Genomic DNA, 16,056 nt, shown 5'->3' with positions numbered 1-16,056 from the left:
GTGCCAGGGAGGAGTAGCTGTGGCGAAGAGAAGAGCGTTATTCAGAGGCGTGCTGTCAGCGCAAGCCAGCGTGATGGCCGCGCTGCTCTTGCTGCTCGGACAGGGATGCGGGAGCGACGACAACAAGCCCGAGCCCCAGGAGCAGACCCCACCCGAAGAAGAGAACGAGAACCCTCCGCCCGAGGAGGAGGAGCCGGATCCTCCCAAGGAAGAGCCCGAGGAGCCCGAGGAGCCCGAGGAGCCCGAGACCCCGGAGGGGCCCACCGACTTCGTGTCGGCCGATGATCCGTTCACCGAGGGGTACCTCGGCGAGGAGGAAGAAGAAGAGGAAGAGGAGGAGGAAGAAGAGGAAGAGAGCCGCGAGCTCGAGGAAGGCGACATCTACCGCGTCCTCGGCGGCGGGCAGATCCTCAACCTCAACACCTTCCGCGGCCTGCAGGTCATCGACATCCAGGACCCGTCGGACCCGAAGTTCCTCGGCCAGATGCAGATCGCCGGCACCCCGGTCGAGATGTACGTCGTCGGCGACCGCGCGGTCGTGCTCCTGAACGACTGGGCCGGCTACCAGCTCAAGGCCGACGGCCTCACCGTGGAGCGGCGGACCGGCGGGACCGTGCTGTTCATCGACATCGCCGACCGCGCCGCGCCGAAGCTCTTGTCGCAATATCCGGTCACGGGCGCCATCATGACGAGCCGCCTCGCGCGCGGCGAGAGCGCGAGCTCGCTCTACATCGCCTCGAACGGCTCGGAGCTCGAGGAGATCAACCCCGGGCAGTTCCAGTGGGTCAACAAGACCCTCGTCCGGAGCTTCGACGTCGGCGCCGACGCGCTCGCCCCGCGCAGCGAGATCGAGCTCGGCGACACCGTGACCGCCATCCACGCGGAGGCGGACGTGCTCCTCGTGGCGCGCAACGGCGGCAGCTGGTCGCAGGATCCCAGCGAGATCTCGATCATCGACATCTCGAACCGCGACGGGTCGATGGTGCTGCGCGACAGCGTGAGCACGGCCAGCTACGTGCGCTCCCAGTTCCACATGGACTTCCGCGACAACATGCTTCGGGTCTTCTCCGGTCCGCAGTGGGCCGACGGGACGCCCAGCTACCTCGAGACGTGGAACGCGGCCGATCCCGACGACATCGTGCCGATCGACAGCGAGGAGTTCGGCGCCGAACAGTCGCTCTACGGCGCCATCTTCCTGGACGACAGGGCGTTCGCGGTCACCTACCGGCGCCAGGATCCCTTCCACGCCTTCTCCATCGATCCGAGCGGGAACGTCACCGAGGAGAGCGAGTTCATCGTGTCCGGGTGGAACAACTTCTTCCGCCCGGTCCTCGGCGCGACCCGCCTGATCGGGATCGGCGTGAACGACCAGAACGGCCGGCAGCTCGCGGCCAGCCTCTACGACATCACCGATCTGACGAGCCAGGATCCCCTGGTGGCGCGCGCCGAGATCGACGGCGGCGCCCAGGGCTGGAGCTGGTCCGAGGCCGACTGGGATCACCGCGCGTTCACCGTGCTCGACGACGCGGTGGACGCCGTGGCGGCGACCGGAGAGCCCGAGACGGGCCTCGTGCTGCTCCCGTTCTCCGCGAGCAGGATCGTGGACAACACCCGGCGGCCGTTCTCCGGCGTGCAGATCTTCACCTTCTCGGACACCACGCTGACCCGCCGCGGCGTGATGGAGCACGGGACCCCCGCGCGCCGCACGTTCCGCGCCGAGGACATCGCCACCGCGAACGTCTCCGATGAGGAGCTCACCCTCTACGCGCAGGACAAGCTCGACACGCCCGAGAAGCTCGGACACCTCGATCTCGCCCCGGATTATGTGAAGGTCTTCGCGTTCGGCGAGCACCGCGTCCGCGTGAAGATGCCTTACGATCTCTACTGGACCCCCGCCGAGAACCGGAAGGTCAAGGCGGAGGTCGTGCCGAGCGCCGGGCTCACCCAGCTCGCGCAGCCGATCGCCACCTTCGATCTGCCGGCCGACGCAGAGCTCCATCAGGTGGGCGATCTGCTCGTGTCGCTGACCACCACCTTCGAGAACTGGGTGGGCAAGGTGACCCACCTCGAGGTGATCGACCTGTCCGACCCGACCGCGCCGCGGCGGGCGGGCACGCTCGACACGAGCGATCTCCCCGCCACGGGCGGCTACTACGGCGGGGGGAGCTCGTTCTCGACCGTGCACCCCGCGCGCGATGCCCTCGCCTTCCTGCGCGTCATCGGCCACTCCGAGGACCTCGGGGTCGGCTGGGCGTGCCGGACCAACTCGGTCGAGAATCCGGGCTGCTTCGGGCAGGAAGGCTGCACGTACATGGCCGGAGAGCGGACGTGCCGCAACATCGGCGGCGAGGAGTACTGCAACGGCGGGTTCGCCGAGTGCACGGACCACCCCGGCGCGGACACGAGCTGCACGCCGGTCGAGGTCGACCGGAACGACATCGTGGGGATCACGTCGACGTATTGTTATGAGTACGTCCCGCGCCGCAGCTGGGCACAGATCGAGATCCACGTGGTCGACCTCTCCGACCCGGACCACCCGACCGTGGCGCCGGCCGTCGCGCTGCCGGACGACAACGAGACCGTGAACGTCCTCAACGACGACGGGGAGCTCTACTTCAACATCAAGCGCTCGATCAGCGGCCGCGCGCCGGACGATCCGCGCCCGCGCACGCAGTACTTCCTCACGCACCTCGACCTGACCAACCCGTCGCAGCCGGCGCTCGATCCGGGGATCAACGTGCCCGGCGAGGTGCTCGCGATCCAGGGCGCGTCGATCTACGCGAGCGACAGGGTGTGGGGCCAGCAGTTCATCGAGACGGCGATCGCGCGGCTCGAGGTGCACGAGGGGCTCGCGTACCTGCAGGAGTACCAGAAGTTCCCGGACCGCCAGGTCAACGCGATCTCCATCGATGGCCGCGGGCTGCCCGTCCTGTCCCACAGCCTGATCTGGCGTCCGAGCAGCGGGTGGTACGCTGGCTGGGATCCCAACCAGAAGCTGACCACGCTCTCGCCGGCGGGTGAGGCGCCGCCGCCCGAGCCGGAGAACGAGAACGAGGACCCCGCGATCCCCGAGTTCGACGTGCTCTCCACCGTCCGACTCGCCTCGTGGGCGTCGCTGCGCCACACGGCCGACATGCGGGCGCTCTTCGAGGTGCCCGGCGGCGCCCTGGCGATCTCCCTCGAGGAGCCCGAGGCGCCGAAGGCACAGGCGTTCTTCCCGCTCTGGGGCTGGCCCGAGAGGTTCGTGACCAGCGGCGAGGAGGTCCTGTTCGCCGCCGGCCGCTTCGGGATTCACCAGCTCGATCGCGAGACCGTCAACCTCGTCCCCTACCTGGGCGAGTAGCCGGGCCGCTGGGCAAGCCGGCCGGGGCCGAGCGCACCGGGCCGGCTTGCCGCAATGGCACGCGGCGCGCAGCTTCGCGCGGCGCGGCCGCCTCATCCCTCTTTTCCCTCTTCGAACGCTACGCACCGCGCAGGCCGCGCGTGCGAGGCGGTGAGATCCGGTTTCGCGGAGCGCCCGACAACGCTATGGAGGAGCCCCATGGTCGAGCAAAGCACAGCGGAAAACGGGGAGGGGCAACCGGAGAGCCCGGAGCCCATCGAGGATCGCGCGACGGAAGCCGCCGGAGAGCCGGCGGAGGCGGGCGCTGAGGCCTCTTCCGGCGGCACGACGACGACCACGACGGCGGGCGCAGCGAGCGCGGAAGACGCCGTGGCGGCGCCGGCCGCCGCTGCGCCCGCCGCCGCTGCGCCGGCTCGATCGCGGCCGCCGCGGGTCATCGACATGCGCCGGCCGCGCACGCCAGCGCCCGCGCAGGAGCCGCCGCCGCGGCGCTCGGCGCGGCCAGCGGAGCGCGGACCCGCCGACCGTGGAGCGCGCGAGCGCGGGCCGGCGGAGCGCGCAGGACGCGACAGCGGCCCGGCCGAGCGCGGGGCGCGCGACGGCATCGCGGCCGAGCGCCGCTCGCCGGACAAGCCCAGGGGGGCGCGGGATGGGGCGACGCCGCGCGGCCGGACAGGCGCCGGGGGCGCTACCCAGACCCGCGCGCCCGCGGCCCATCCAGCGCCGGGCAACGCCACGCGAGAGCAGCGCGCTGCCGCCGCCGCGGACCCCGCGCAGAGCGAGGCGGAGCGCAACGCCGCGCTCGCCGAGGCGAAGCGCGCGCCCGCCGCGGGAGAGGCCAACGCCTCCAGGGCGTCGCGGCAGCCGCAGCCCGCCGAGACGCGCGGCGTTGCGCCGGCGCCGGAGACGACGGCGACCCCCGAGCCGCGCCGGGACGCCGTGTGGGTGCCTCCGCCGAGCGCCGCATTCCCGCGGAAGAAGAAGCCCGCGCTCACCGCCAAGGAGGCAATGAAGGCCAGAGTCCAGGCGCGGGCCGAAAAGAAGGCAGCGAAGCAGGCACCGAGCCGCGCGGCCGAGCCCACCGCGGACCATGGCGTGGAGGCCGGCCGTGAGGAGCCCGGAGCGCCTCCCGCTGCAGCAAAGCCCCGTGACGCCGCCGTGGCGAAGCCCCGCGATGCGGCGCCGAGGTCAGCACGCCGCGACCAGGCGGCGCCGGCGCCGGCGGCGAGCGCGCCGACCGCGAAGCCGGGGCTGCTCAGGCGGTTGCTGAGCCTGTTCGGGCGCTCCGGCTAGTACCGGTTCACGAGGCGCTCGGTCGGCTGCTCGGGCTGCCGGTGGCACCGGAGAGGTGAGCAAGCTCAGGCCGAACGTCGAGCCCGCCGCTCGCGTCGGCTCGCTGCCGGGAAACAGCGAATCATCCCCAAAGCGATCGATTCAGCATCACCGCGGCCGGATCCCCCCGCGAGCAGACGGCCCGCAAAAGCATCCACCTGGTTTGTAGGCACAATGTGCCTCGCCTCACTCGTTATCCAGATCGGGTGGTCTCGCACACGCTCGCACCGTGCCGGAACCGACGAACCTGCGCGTCACCTCGGTGCTCGGCCCGGGTCGTTCACGCGAGGCGCGACATCGGCGAGGTGAGTCGCTAACATCGCTCCGGGGCATCACCGCTGTCGCGGAGCAGCGACGTCGTCTCGACGCACGCTTCGCGCGGACGAACCGAGGAGAGCTGCCGTGAAGCATCAGAAGGGTCTCTGGAAGCTCGCATGTGCGGCGTTCACCATGCTGTCGATGGCGTCGATCGCAGGCTGCGATCAGGGAGGTGGGGGCGAGGTCAGCAGCAAAGGCAACGGCAAAGAAGCCACGGCCAAGGTGATCAAGGTCGCGTTCGTGACGAACGGATCCAGCGACTTCTGGAAGATCGCGTTCGCCGGTGTGCACAAGTACGAGCAAGAGGCCAAGATCCAAGTCGACCTCAAGGTGCCGCAGGTCAGCACGCCCACGGAGCAGAACCAGATCCTCGAGAGCCTCGCCAGCCAGGGCTACGACGCCGTCGGCGTGAGCGTCCTGGCGCCGGACGATCAGGTGACCGTGCTCAACAAGGTCGCGGAGAAGGTCAAGCTGATCACGTTCGACTCCGACGCCCCGAAATCGAACCGGCTGCTCTACATCGGCACGAACAACTACGAGGCCGGCAAGGTGCTCGGCAACGAGATCGTGAAGCTCTTGCCGAACGGCGGGAAGATGGCCGCCTTCGTCGGCATGTTCGCTGTCGACAACGCGGCCCAGCGCCTCAAGGGCATTCAGGACGTGGTCACACCCCACAACATCCAGCTCGTCGACAAGCGCGAGGACAACACCGACCTCGCCAAGGCGCGCACGAACGTGGAGGACATCATCAACGCCCACCCGGACCTCGACGTCGCGACCGGCCTCTGGTCGTACAATGGGCCGGCCATCGTCGCCGCCGTCGAGGCGCTCGGGAAGAAGGGCAAGGTCAAGCCGGCCGTGTTCGACGAGGAGGACGCGACGCTCGCCGGCATCGAGAACGGCACTGTCGCCTGCACCGTCGTGCAGAAGCCGTTCCAGTTCGGTTACCTGGGGAGCAAGTGGCTCCACCGCCTCGCGACCGAGGGCGACGCGGCCATCGCCGCCATCCCCCCGAGCAAGGTGATCGACACCGGGGTCGACGTGATCAACAAGGAGAACGTCGCGCAGTTCAGGGCCACGCTCGCCGAGATGAAGAAGTAGCCCGGTCCCCCGGCGGTCCGACTCCTCGCCGCCCCGTATCGGCTCGGCTCAGAAGGGCTGAGGGTGCGGTGAGCGGCGATAGACGATCTGGCCGCCGGTCTTCGACAGCGCGTAAGCGAACCCGAGCTCCAGGGTCGAGCGGGTGATGACGCTCCCGAGGTCCACCCCCTGCTCCACCATCAGCCGCGCCGCCGCCGGCGTGACGCCGACGAGCACGACCTCGGCGCCGAGCAGCCGCGCCGCCCGCGCCGCCCGCAGGAGGTGCTCCACCGACGCGGCGTCGACGACCGCCATCCCCGTGACGTCGACCAGCACCACGCGCGCGTGGTGCTCGGTGATGTCCTGCAGCATCGACTCGATGAAGCGGCCCGACCGCTGCGCGTCCATCGTCCCGACGATCGGCATCACGAGGATGCTCCGCGCGATGGGCACGACCGGGCTCGAGAGCTCGCGGATCGTGTCGAGCAGCGACTCCTGGTGCCGGTTCGCGCGCTCGAGCTCATGGGTCCGCTCGGTGATCCGGTGGACGAGCCGCGCGTTCTCGATCGCCACGGCCATCGTGTCGACGATGCGCTCGATCATCGTGAGATCGTCGAGCGAGCACGCCGCCCGGCGCCCGCTCTCCAGGACCAGGGCGCCGAAGGCGGACCCGCCGGCGAGCAGCGGGACGCCGACCAGGGTATGCGCCCCCTTCCCGCGCGCCTCGACGACATCGGGCGCGTCGTGGAGCTCGCTCGAGTGCGTGTCGACGAGGATCGGCCGGGCGGTGCTCAGCACCCGCCCGACCATCGACCTCGCGTCGAGGGGGGCTCGCTCCTCGCGGTACCCCTCGTTCCCCGCGTCCACGGTGACGAGGAGGAGCTCCTTCGCGCGGCTCTCGTAGGGGAGCTGCTCCCTCCGCTTCGCCGCCTTGCGGTTCGCGTCGAGAGGCAGGTAGTCGGAGAGGGGGAGCGACCAGGGCGTGCGCTCGATGGTCACGACGTCGATGCCGGTGTCGATGAAGCGCAGCGCGGACCCTCCCCCGGAGCCGGCGCGCGTGGGCAGCCCGGCCAGGGCCGCCTCGACGCCCTTCGATACCATGTCGTGGAGCACCCGCACCGCGCGGTAGCCCATCTCGTGCTCGCGCTGGACCAGGACGGCGTGGATGGTCCCTTCCCGGAGCATCTCGAGCGTGTCCGTGAGCAGATCGAAGGCGACGATCTTGAGCTCCCCCGCGCGCCCCAGCGCCCTCGCGGCCGCGCCCCACGACAGGCCGTTCTCGGCGCAGACGCCGAAGGCGCCGGCGATTCCTCCGGTCTGCACGGCTTCCCGGGCGATCCGCATCCCGAGCTCGATGTCGAACCGGTCCTCTGCCGGCGGCTGCAGGTCGAAGGGCGCGCGCGTGCCCGAAACCGCCGCACGGAACGCCTCGATGCGCTCGCGGCTGTTCATGGCGCTGAGCCAGAACGTCAGCGCGCCGATCTTGCCTCCGCCCGGGAGCAGCCGGGCCATCATCTCCGCGGCGAGCCGCCCTGCCGCCACGTTGTCGGTGCCGATATAGGCCTGAGCGCAGCTGCCCTCGGCGGGCGGCGTGTCGATCGTGACCACCGGGACCCCGGCCTGCGCCGCCCGGCGGATCGCCGGCTCGAGGACCTCCGGGGTGATCGGCGCCACGGCGATACCGTGCACGCCCCGGTCGATGGCGTCCTCGAGGATGCCGCGCTGCTCGACGGCGCTGTGGGCGGGGGCGTTGCGGACGTCCACGTGGATGCCGACGCTGCGCCCCGCGATGAGGGCGCCGTCACGCACGTTGTTCCAGAACGCCAGCGGCGATCGGTGCGGGACGTGGTAGACGCGGATCTCGCGGGCCGCGGCGTCGCCGCGCGCGCCCCCGGAGGGAGCGTCGCTCAGCAGGACGAGGTGCACGGAGCGCCATTGCGGCCCGAGCTGCACGCTCTTGATGCCTTTCGAGATCATCTCGACGAGCTCGTGCGTGCTGGTCCGCGCGGCCACCGCGTTCAGCACCCCCTCGAGCACGCGCACCTCCTGGGCCGACCGCGCCTTGTCGTTGTAGAGCTCTCGCCGCTCCAGCGCCGCGCCGGCGCTCGCGGCCAGCGCGCGGAGCCGCGCCCAGCCCTCGCCGGAAGGCGCCTGCCCGCCCGGCTGCTCGACGGCGAGCACGCCGATCGTCTGTCCCTGCACGTGCACCGGGGTGAGGACGACGACCGCGCCCGCGGGCACGAGGTGCAGCGCCGACGCGCCCGGCAGGTGCTCGCGGTACCAGTCGGCGGCCGCCATGACCCGAGGGCTGTCCGCGGAATCCGGCGCCGAGAGCGTCGAGAGCGTCGAGAGCGTCGCGATCACGGTGGCCGGCACCGCGCCGCCGGCGACCTCCTGCGGGCTCGCCAGCACGCCAGCGAGGCCGACAGAGGCCTTGTAGACCAGCTGCTCCCCGTCCCGGGCCAGGAGGCTCGCTCGCTGCGCGGAGGGCACGGCGCCCACGGCGTCCGTCACGATGCGATGCAGCGTTGCATGAAGATCGAGACCGGTGACCATGCGCCTCACGTCCCCGCAACACCCCCACGACGGCGCGGACGTACACCAGTGGGCGTGATCGAACGGCACCTTGTCAAGGGATGACCGAGCCGCCTCGGACGCCGCTCGCCCGCGCGTGGGCTCGCTAACGGAGCGTTGCCGCCCGACTTACACCTCCACGCCCTCCAGTCGCCAGGCTTCTGCGAGGCCGTCGCGCCAACCTTCTTCGATGACCTCGGCATGCCCCACGATGAGACGCTGGGCCGGTCGCTCCAGCATGGCGCGGATGGAGCGCGCGGCCGCGGTCTTGTCCGGGATCTTCTTTCTGGCGTCGGGAGGAACGCGCACCCGCTCGTAGAAGCCAGTGAGGCGCGCGGCATAACGCAAAGTCCAGTGGTCCTTGGCGCAGGCGCAAAGGACGATGTCTGCGCCCAGCAGGGTTTGCGTCGGCCGATGGTAGAGCACTGTCTCGTCCCAGAACGGCACGCCCCGGAGCGGCAAGGCCTCGAGCTCGGGGACCTGCTCGCCGAACTTGGCGTCGTGGATATCCATGTGGAGTCTCAGCGCCTTGTTCCTGCTCCGCGCCGACGCCGGTCCCACCACGCGCGCCTCGGGGAAACGGGCCGCCGCCGCGGGTGTCCCGAGATGATGCCAGCAGTTGGGTACCAAGAGCCAGCGCACGGGACCCAGGGCGCGTAGCTGCTCTGCCAGCGCATCGGTGGGAGGGGCCGGGGTGTGCAGGAGCAAACTGCCGTCCTCGAGGCGTACGACCGTTGTGCGGGCGCGCATCCGTACCCCGCTGAACCACACGGGGCGGTCCAGGGTCCAGATCGTGTCATCGACTACGGCGGTGAGAGCGCTGTCAGGCATGCGGGCGACCTCCTCCAAGCGACCAAGGCGTTCGAGGGGCAAGGGCCATTCGTCCTCAACCCGCGGCGCCGGCTGGCCGGTTCTTCCTTCTCTTCTTCTTCTCGCCCTCGCGCGCCCGGTCCGCCGCCCGCAGCGCGCTGAGCTCGCGCCGGAAATCCGCGGCCGCCGCGTGGTGCTCGTCAGCCGACCGAACGACGCCGGCGATGGCGCCGCCGCAGCGCGGGCACTCGCTCCGATCGGACGTCAGCGCCGTGCGGCAGCCCGGCTCGGAGCAGAGATCGTACTGCCACCAGTGACCGACGGCCCAGCCGACGAAGGGCGCCCCGAGGAGCACGGCGAAGGCGAGCTCCCCACCGGCGCCGCGCGGCAGGGCGGCCGCGACCAGGATTGCCCCGCAGAAGCCCGCGAGCAGGCCGAGGAACAGGCCCATGCCCGAGTGCGCGCGCCGCAGGCGGAAGACCGGCCGCGGATCGCCCTCCTCGAGCTTCGTCATCGCGGCGGGCCCCGCCTTCGGATCGGCCCAGACATGGCCGCACTTGTGGCAGTGCCAGCGCCTCGGCAGGAACAGCATGAGCGGCGCGGCGAGGATCGAGAGCGCGGCGGCGGCGCTCGAGCCCTCGAGGCGCAGGCGCTCGTGGAAGCAGTAGGGGAGCTCGCAGCGCGGGCAGCGGACCCCGGCAGCCTCCTCGTCGTCGTTGCTGGCCGCCTCCCCGGGGTGGACCTCAAGGAGCCTCTCCACGCGCTGGAGATCGCCCTCGCGCACCTGCAGCTGCGTGCCGCCGGCGGCGCCGCTCAGCATCGGGTTGTAGCTCGCCGCCTCGAACACGTGGGACTCGATGCCGTTGGCCGAGAGCAGCGTGCGGTCCATCTGGGCCGCGACCGGATCGAGGTAGCGGCGGACCGTGATCAGCTTCCCCGTGCCCGAAGCAGCATCCAGCTTGTCGCGGTACGGCAAGACGTCGCCTCCCCCTGGGTCGGGACAGTGTCGCCCGGCTATGGGGCTAAGAAATCCAAACGCGCTCCGAAAGTCAATCTCCCCGACGAGGGCCCGGCGCAGCTGCGCGAGCGGCGGTGGCGGCAGGCCGTGCAGCCGTCGCCGCGGTTTCAGCTCGGAGGCGAGGGCGGCGTTCGCGTCGTGGAACGGGTCGCCCTTGCTGGTGAGCAGGTGCAGGTCGCGCGGGCCGGCGGCGGCGAGGGCCCTTGGCGAGCCGGTCGGCGTAGGCGGGGGCGCGGTGGGCGGTTCGTCTTATCCTGCCGGCCCGTGGCACCTCAACCTCAGAAAGTCTCCGCCCCGTCGAGCGATCCTCGTCGAGTGCACGCGCTGGGCCATGCCGTCCGCCAGGGCGCGATCGCGGTCGTGGCATGGCTCGCTCTGATACGAGCGGAGGCCGCCCACGCCGCGAACGTCGGGGTCGCGGTGGAGCTCGACGAGCAGCACTGCGTGACGCTCGACGCGGTGCGGGCGGCGGCCGCGCTGCGCGGAGGGCACGTGGACGCCGACTCCCCAGTACGGCTCCGGGTCCATGTGCGCGAAGCGGAGCCGCCGAGCGCGGTGACGCTCGTGATCACCGGAGAAGGCGCTCACGGCGCCATCGAAGCGCGCACGATCGTGGCAGACTCCTGCGCGGAAGCCGCCTCGGCGCTCGGGCTGGTCGTCACGATGGCCGGCGAGGACGAGCAGGCCCCGGTCGAAGCTTCCCGCGCCGAGCCTCCCTCCCTGACGCCGCCGGCGAGACCGTCGCAAGGCACAGCCCGCGAGAGCAGCCCAACCCACACCGCGCCGCCGGTGAGACCGTCGCGAGCCACGGCTCGCGAGACCACGCCCGCGACGAAGCTGTATGCGGCGCTCGGTCTCGTGGCCACACCGCTCTACGTAGGGCCGACAGGCGCGCGGCTCTCGGGCGGGCTCGCATCGGGTCGGGTGTTCTTTCCATGGGCGGAGCTCGGCGTGGGGGCGACGATGCCGCGCACCGTGGTCGGAGGGGGAGCGTCGGTGAGCCTCACCTGGCTCACCGCTCGTGCCGCGCTGGCGCCGCTCGGCGCATCCCTCGGCGATCACGTCTTCGTGAGTGCTTACATGATGTTCGATGCGGGCGCGTTGCTCGCCTCGGGGGAGGGAGCCCCGGCGGTCTACAGCCGATGGCGCCCGTGGCTCGAGGCGGGCGCCGGCGCACGGATGCGCGCGCTGCTCGGCGCATGGTCCTTCATGGATTGGCAGGTTGGGCCCGCGCTGCCCCTCCTTCGGGACGAGTTCTACTACGTGCACGGCGGGACGGCCTATAAAGCCCCCGCCGTCCGGCTGGACGCCGCGCTCTCCATCGGGGCGTATTTTCCGTGATCAAACCGGGGACCTCGTGGATCGCCTGGGACGAGCCCCTCGTGATCAGCACCGACGACGCCCCCGGTTCCACCGCCTTCCGCCTCGCTCGCCCTCTGGGCGGACTCGTCGACGCGCAGGCGCGTTCCCCCTGTGAGTCCACCACCGACGTCGCGCGCGAGGCGCGCCTCGAAGAGCTCGCGTCGCACCTCGAGTTCCTGTGGCGGTTCGCGTGCCGGATGGGCGTGGGCGAGGCGGCAGCCGAGGACATCGCGCAGGAAGCGTTCGTGGTGGCGGCGTCGCGCCTCGACGCGATCCTTCCCGGCAAAGAGCGCTCGTACCTCGTCTCGGTCGTGGTTCACATGGTCCGGCGCGAGCGAACCCGGCGAGCACGTCACGAAGAGCTCAAGGGAGAGCCCTCCGCGCCGGCGGGCGAGCAGCCGGACAGCCGCCTCGACGACGCGCGCGCGCGCAGGCTGCTGGACGCGTCGCTCGAGGCGCTGGACGACCAGCTTCGCGCGGTGTTCGTGCTCCATGAGATCGAAGAAGAGACGATGGAGGACATCGCTCATCTGCTGGACTTGCCGCCAGGGACCGTGGCGTCACGACTCCGCCGCGCCCGTGAGGCGTGGAAGCGAGCGACGGAGCGATTGAAGAGGGGTCTGCCGGTGAGCGGCGGGAGGCGGCCGTGAGCGACTCGTACGACGACTTCGACCGCGCGCTGCTGCGCGCCGGGAGGACGGCGAAGGCGCCTTCCTCGCTCCGCGCGAAGGCCCTCGCGGCCGCCGCGGCGGGGACCGCGACCGCGGTCGCAACGACGAAGCTCGGCGTCGGTGCGGCCAAGGCGAGCGGGGGGATCGCGGCGCAGGCCGCTCACGCGCTCGGCCTGAAGGCGGTGGTCGTCGCGTCTATCGGCGTCACGTCCGTCGCCCTCGTGCTCGGGGGCGCGTACGTGGCGGCGACCCATCACGCGGACGCCGTCGCGCCCGCAGCCCCCATGCGCTCGCCTCGCGCGGCGGAGATCGACGGGGTGGCGCCGGCAGCCGCTTCATCCACGCAGGAGGCCACGCAGGAGGCCACGCAGGAGGCCACGCAGGAGGCCACGCAGGAGGCCACGCAGGAGGCCACGCAGGAGGCCACGCAGGAGGAGCCCGCCCTGCCTGCGAAGGCAGAGCCCGCCGCCGCCCCTGCCGCCGAGCCCGCCCCGCGCGCAGCGGCGTCGACCAAGAACGTGGCGCCCGCGCCCCAGGCGATCGGGCTCGCGCGCCAGGTCCCCTCATCCGTTCCTGCGGCGACGGCCGCCCCCGCCATCGACCCCCTTCCACGAGAACCCCGCAGTGCGGAGGTAGCGCAGTCCCCTGCGACACCCACCTCCGTTCTATCGGACGAGCTCCGGCTCATCGACGCCGCGCGAGCGGCCCTCACGCGGGGGGACGCGCCGCTCGCCCTTCGCCTCACCGCCGAGCACGCGGCGCGCTTTCCAGGAGGTAGCCTCGCCATCGAGCGCGACGTCCTCCGCGTCGACGCCCTCGTGGCCGGAGGGCACGTCGCAGAAGCCGCGTCGCAGGCGTGCGCCTTCGTCGCGCGGAGCCCGCGCTCCGCTCAGGCGCCGCGCATGATCAAGGTGGGTCGCTGTTCAAATACGATTCCGTGATCAAAGGCGCGGGCAGAGAGATCGCCGCTCAGTGGAGGATTCTCGATCATGCGACTTTCGCGGCTAGCACTCTCCTTGTTGTGGTTCCCGGTCGCTCTCTCAGCCACCACGTTTGGGTGCGTCATCGATCGCGTGCCGATCGGTGATCTCGACCCCGGCCAGCAGCCGCTCGACCCCGATGGCTCGGGCGCGGGCGGCGCCGGCGGCGCGGGCGGCTCGTCGGGTTCCGGCGGCGCGGGCGGCTCGTCGGGCAGGTGCAGCGCGGCGGTGGCTTCCCGTCCCTTCAGCCTGGACGACTGGCCGGCGACGAGCGGCACCTTTCCGCTGGCGATCACGGACATCGCTTTTGATCCATCCGGCAACCTCGGCATGACAGGATACACGACGTCGGACGTCGACATGGGCGGCGGCGTGCTCCGGTCCGGGGGAACCGACGACGCCCTCTTGGCAACGTACGATGCCGCGGGCAACCACACCCTCAGCAAGCTCTTCGGCGATGATTCGAATCCGCAGGCCGGCGAGCACATCGTTTTCGACGCGGACTGCAACATGTTCCTCGTAGGCAGTTTCTCACAAACCATGGATCTCGAGGGTGCGACGATGACCTCGCCCCGGGCCGCCAAGTTCCTGGCCAAGCTCGACAGCGCCGGCAATCCCCTCTGGAGCGTGCACCTCAACGCCGCGTATGACACAGATTGGGATATCCGATCCATCGCGGTCGATCCGACGACGGGCGGCGTGGTGTTCACGGGAAATTTCGCCGAATTCCTCGATCTCGGGGGAGGTCCGCTCACGGCGCCAACCGATGCTGCCGAGGACCCGACGAAGGCCTACGTGGCGAAGTTCGATGCGACGGGACATTTTGTCTGGAGCAAGTACGCAGACGGCAGGTACATGCCAGGCGGCACCCTGGCCGTCGACGCTTCAGGGCAAATCGTGATTGCGACCGACGACTCGTACCTCGATGACGGACAAACTAGATACACGCGGCTCGGCCTCTCGCGGTTGGACGCCTCGGGAAACCGACTCTGGAGGAAGGAATTTGCCGCTCCTTTCGAGGGGGGAGCACCCTGGGGCTACCACCGCAGCCTTACTGGCGTCGCGGTGGATGGAGACGGAAGCGTGTTCCTCGCCGGGAACGCGCAATGCGACTTTGATTTCGGCGGCGGACCCCTGCATGGCACGGATTGTTCAAACGACAGTCCCTTCGTGGCGAAATTCGACGCTGATGGAGCCCACCTCTGGAGCCAAGTCATCAGGGGCGACTTTCCTTTCGCCGTGAGCTTCGGTGTCGACGCTCTCGGGAACACCTTCGTTTCGGGCAGCGTCGGCAGCGGGGGCCTGGAGGCCGACGGCATGCCGGGCGGCCCAGACGGAGATTCCCGGCCGTTCGTCATGCGGTTCGACAGCGAGGGGCATATTTCATGGGTCCAAATCCTCGGTTCCGAGGTCATCGACGTGCTGGGGCTCGCCGTGGATCCTGAAGGAAATGTCGCCGTTGTGGGGCAAGACGTCGATGCCGTGAATGCGCCCTTCGGGGCCGGAAATGTCGTCATGAAGCTCAACGTCGCGGCGCCGTGATTCTATTCGTCGGCCCGCGGGCGGGCGCTTGGCCCCCCTCCGCCGCTTGCTCACCCAGCCCCCCGCGGTCAGCCGGGCCGGCGGGCGTCGAGGAGCTGCCGGGTTCACTCGGCGACCAGGGCAGGCGGCCCTCAACGCCCAGGGTGCTTCGTGGCGATCGCGTACAGCGCGTTGGTCTCGGCGGTGAGGGCGTTGCGCTCGCGGAGCGGGGCGAGGGTGTCGCGCTTGACGGCCTCCTGCGCGCCGGGATCGAGCTTGTCGATCGTGCCGCGGTAGCCCGACCCGAGGGCGATGATCCACCAGTCGTCTGGCGAGTCGAGGGCCTGGCTGGAGCGCTCGGCGTCGACGGCGCAGGCCGCAACACCGGCCTCCGCGAGCATGGCGCGGAGGGCGCCCGGGGTGTCGATGCGCTCCCACGGCCGGAAGGTCTTGTAGACGTCGGGGCGGTGGGCCCGGATCGCGTCCCAGAACGCGGTATTGCCGGGCTCGAGCACGCGTTCGCCCCATGTGGTGATGGCGAGCGTGCCGCCGGGCTTCAGCCATCCCCAGAGCCGGCGTACGGCGGCAGGCATGTCAGGCATGAAGAAGATGCCAAAGACGCAGATGACGGCGTCGAAGCTTCCGGGCGGCGGGTCGAGCGCCTCCACGTCGGCGCAGCGGAAGTCGACGTTCGATAGCCCCAGCGCGCGGGCCTTGGCGCGCCCGCGGTCGAGCAATGGCTCGGCGAGATCCACGGCGAGCACGGAGCCCGTGGGCCCGACGGCCCGGGCCGCGGGGATGGCGGACGCGCCGGTGCCAGAGCAGACGTCGAGGACGCGGTGGCCGGGCTCCAGGCGGGCGCGCTCGACGGTGCGCTCCCCGATGCGGGCCCAGAAGGCGAGCGGCGGGTCGTCGAAGTGATCCGCCGCGGCGGAGTACGTGACAGCGGTGCGTGCTTTGTCGGGATCGAGCTGGGTCATGGCGTCCCCTGGGTCTGGAAGGGTCGGAGGGCGCGCGGCGTGCGCTCCTCGCGGCCGGTCCGCGTTC

Annotated in this window: 11 protein-coding genes; 7 read left to right on the top strand and 4 right to left on the bottom strand. The window is 70.9% G+C overall.

Annotation, left to right across the window (positions count from 1 at the left end; genetic code table 11):
- Positions 1 to 19 precede the first annotated feature (19 nt).
- From WMF39_RS12435 to WMF39_RS12425, 3 genes are all read left to right on the top strand, one after another.
- Positions 20 to 3,343, top strand: coding sequence for a beta-propeller domain-containing protein (locus WMF39_RS12435; protein WP_437745745.1), 3,324 nt, complete (start codon positions 20 to 22; stop codon positions 3,341 to 3,343).
- 198 nt (positions 3,344 to 3,541) lie between these two features.
- Complete coding sequence (locus WMF39_RS12430; protein WP_437745744.1) at positions 3,542 to 4,636, top strand: hypothetical protein; 1,095 nt, start codon at positions 3,542 to 3,544, stop codon at positions 4,634 to 4,636.
- Positions 4,637 to 5,077: 441 nt separating this feature from the next.
- Positions 5,078 to 6,094 carry a sugar-binding protein gene (locus tag WMF39_RS12425; RefSeq protein WP_437745743.1) on the top strand — a complete coding sequence of 339 codons (1,017 nt, stop codon included), beginning with the start codon at positions 5,078 to 5,080 and terminating at the stop codon, positions 6,092 to 6,094.
- 48 nt (positions 6,095 to 6,142) lie between these two features.
- Here WMF39_RS12425 and WMF39_RS12420 read toward each other — a convergent pair whose 3' ends face one another.
- The 3 genes from WMF39_RS12420 to WMF39_RS12410 all read right to left on the bottom strand — a co-directional run bounded on the left by WMF39_RS12420 (position 6,143) and on the right by WMF39_RS12410 (position 10,433).
- Positions 6,143 to 8,629, bottom strand: a complete 2,487-nt coding sequence (locus tag WMF39_RS12420; RefSeq protein WP_437745742.1) for a substrate-binding domain-containing protein — start codon at positions 8,627 to 8,629, stop codon at positions 6,143 to 6,145.
- Positions 8,630 to 8,776: 147 nt separating this feature from the next.
- Complete coding sequence (locus WMF39_RS12415) at positions 8,777 to 9,478, bottom strand: DUF4336 domain-containing protein (RefSeq protein WP_437745741.1); 702 nt, start codon at positions 9,476 to 9,478, stop codon at positions 8,777 to 8,779.
- A gap of 55 nt (positions 9,479 to 9,533) precedes the next feature.
- Positions 9,534 to 10,433, bottom strand: a complete 900-nt coding sequence (locus tag WMF39_RS12410; protein WP_437745740.1) for a hypothetical protein — start codon at positions 10,431 to 10,433, stop codon at positions 9,534 to 9,536.
- 402 nt (positions 10,434 to 10,835) lie between these two features.
- On the opposite strand from WMF39_RS12410, the gene WMF39_RS12405 reads away from it, so the two are divergent.
- From WMF39_RS12405 to WMF39_RS12390, 4 genes are read left to right on the top strand one after another with little or no spacing between them, the layout of a single operon-like run.
- Positions 10,836 to 11,816, top strand: a complete 981-nt coding sequence (locus WMF39_RS12405) for a hypothetical protein (RefSeq protein ID WP_437745739.1) — start codon at positions 10,836 to 10,838, stop codon at positions 11,814 to 11,816.
- Positions 11,813 to 12,487 (top strand): RNA polymerase sigma factor, encoded by a 675-nt coding sequence (locus tag WMF39_RS12400; protein WP_437745738.1) that lies wholly within the window; start codon positions 11,813 to 11,815, stop codon positions 12,485 to 12,487. Before WMF39_RS12405 ends, WMF39_RS12400 begins: the two co-directional genes overlap by 4 nt.
- Positions 12,484 to 13,449 (top strand): hypothetical protein, encoded by a 966-nt coding sequence (locus WMF39_RS12395; RefSeq protein WP_437745737.1) that lies wholly within the window; start codon positions 12,484 to 12,486, stop codon positions 13,447 to 13,449. Before WMF39_RS12400 ends, WMF39_RS12395 begins: the two co-directional genes overlap by 4 nt.
- 48 nt (positions 13,450 to 13,497) lie before the next feature.
- Positions 13,498 to 15,030 (top strand): hypothetical protein, encoded by a 1,533-nt coding sequence (locus WMF39_RS12390; protein WP_437745736.1) that lies wholly within the window; start codon positions 13,498 to 13,500, stop codon positions 15,028 to 15,030.
- A gap of 131 nt (positions 15,031 to 15,161) precedes the next feature.
- Here the strand turns inward: WMF39_RS12390 and WMF39_RS12385 are convergent, their stop codons facing one another.
- Positions 15,162 to 15,989 carry a class I SAM-dependent methyltransferase gene (locus tag WMF39_RS12385; protein WP_437745735.1) on the bottom strand — a complete coding sequence of 276 codons (828 nt, stop codon included), beginning with the start codon at positions 15,987 to 15,989 and terminating at the stop codon, positions 15,162 to 15,164.
- Between the last annotated feature and the right edge of the window lie 67 nt (positions 15,990 to 16,056).

Source organism: Sorangium sp. So ce1504 (assembly GCF_051521635.1).
GTDB lineage: Bacteria > Myxococcota_A > Polyangia > Polyangiales > Polyangiaceae > Sorangium > Sorangium cellulosum_B.
Note: the sequence above shows the minus strand (reverse complement) of the source record. Positions and strands in the feature narration are given on the sequence as shown.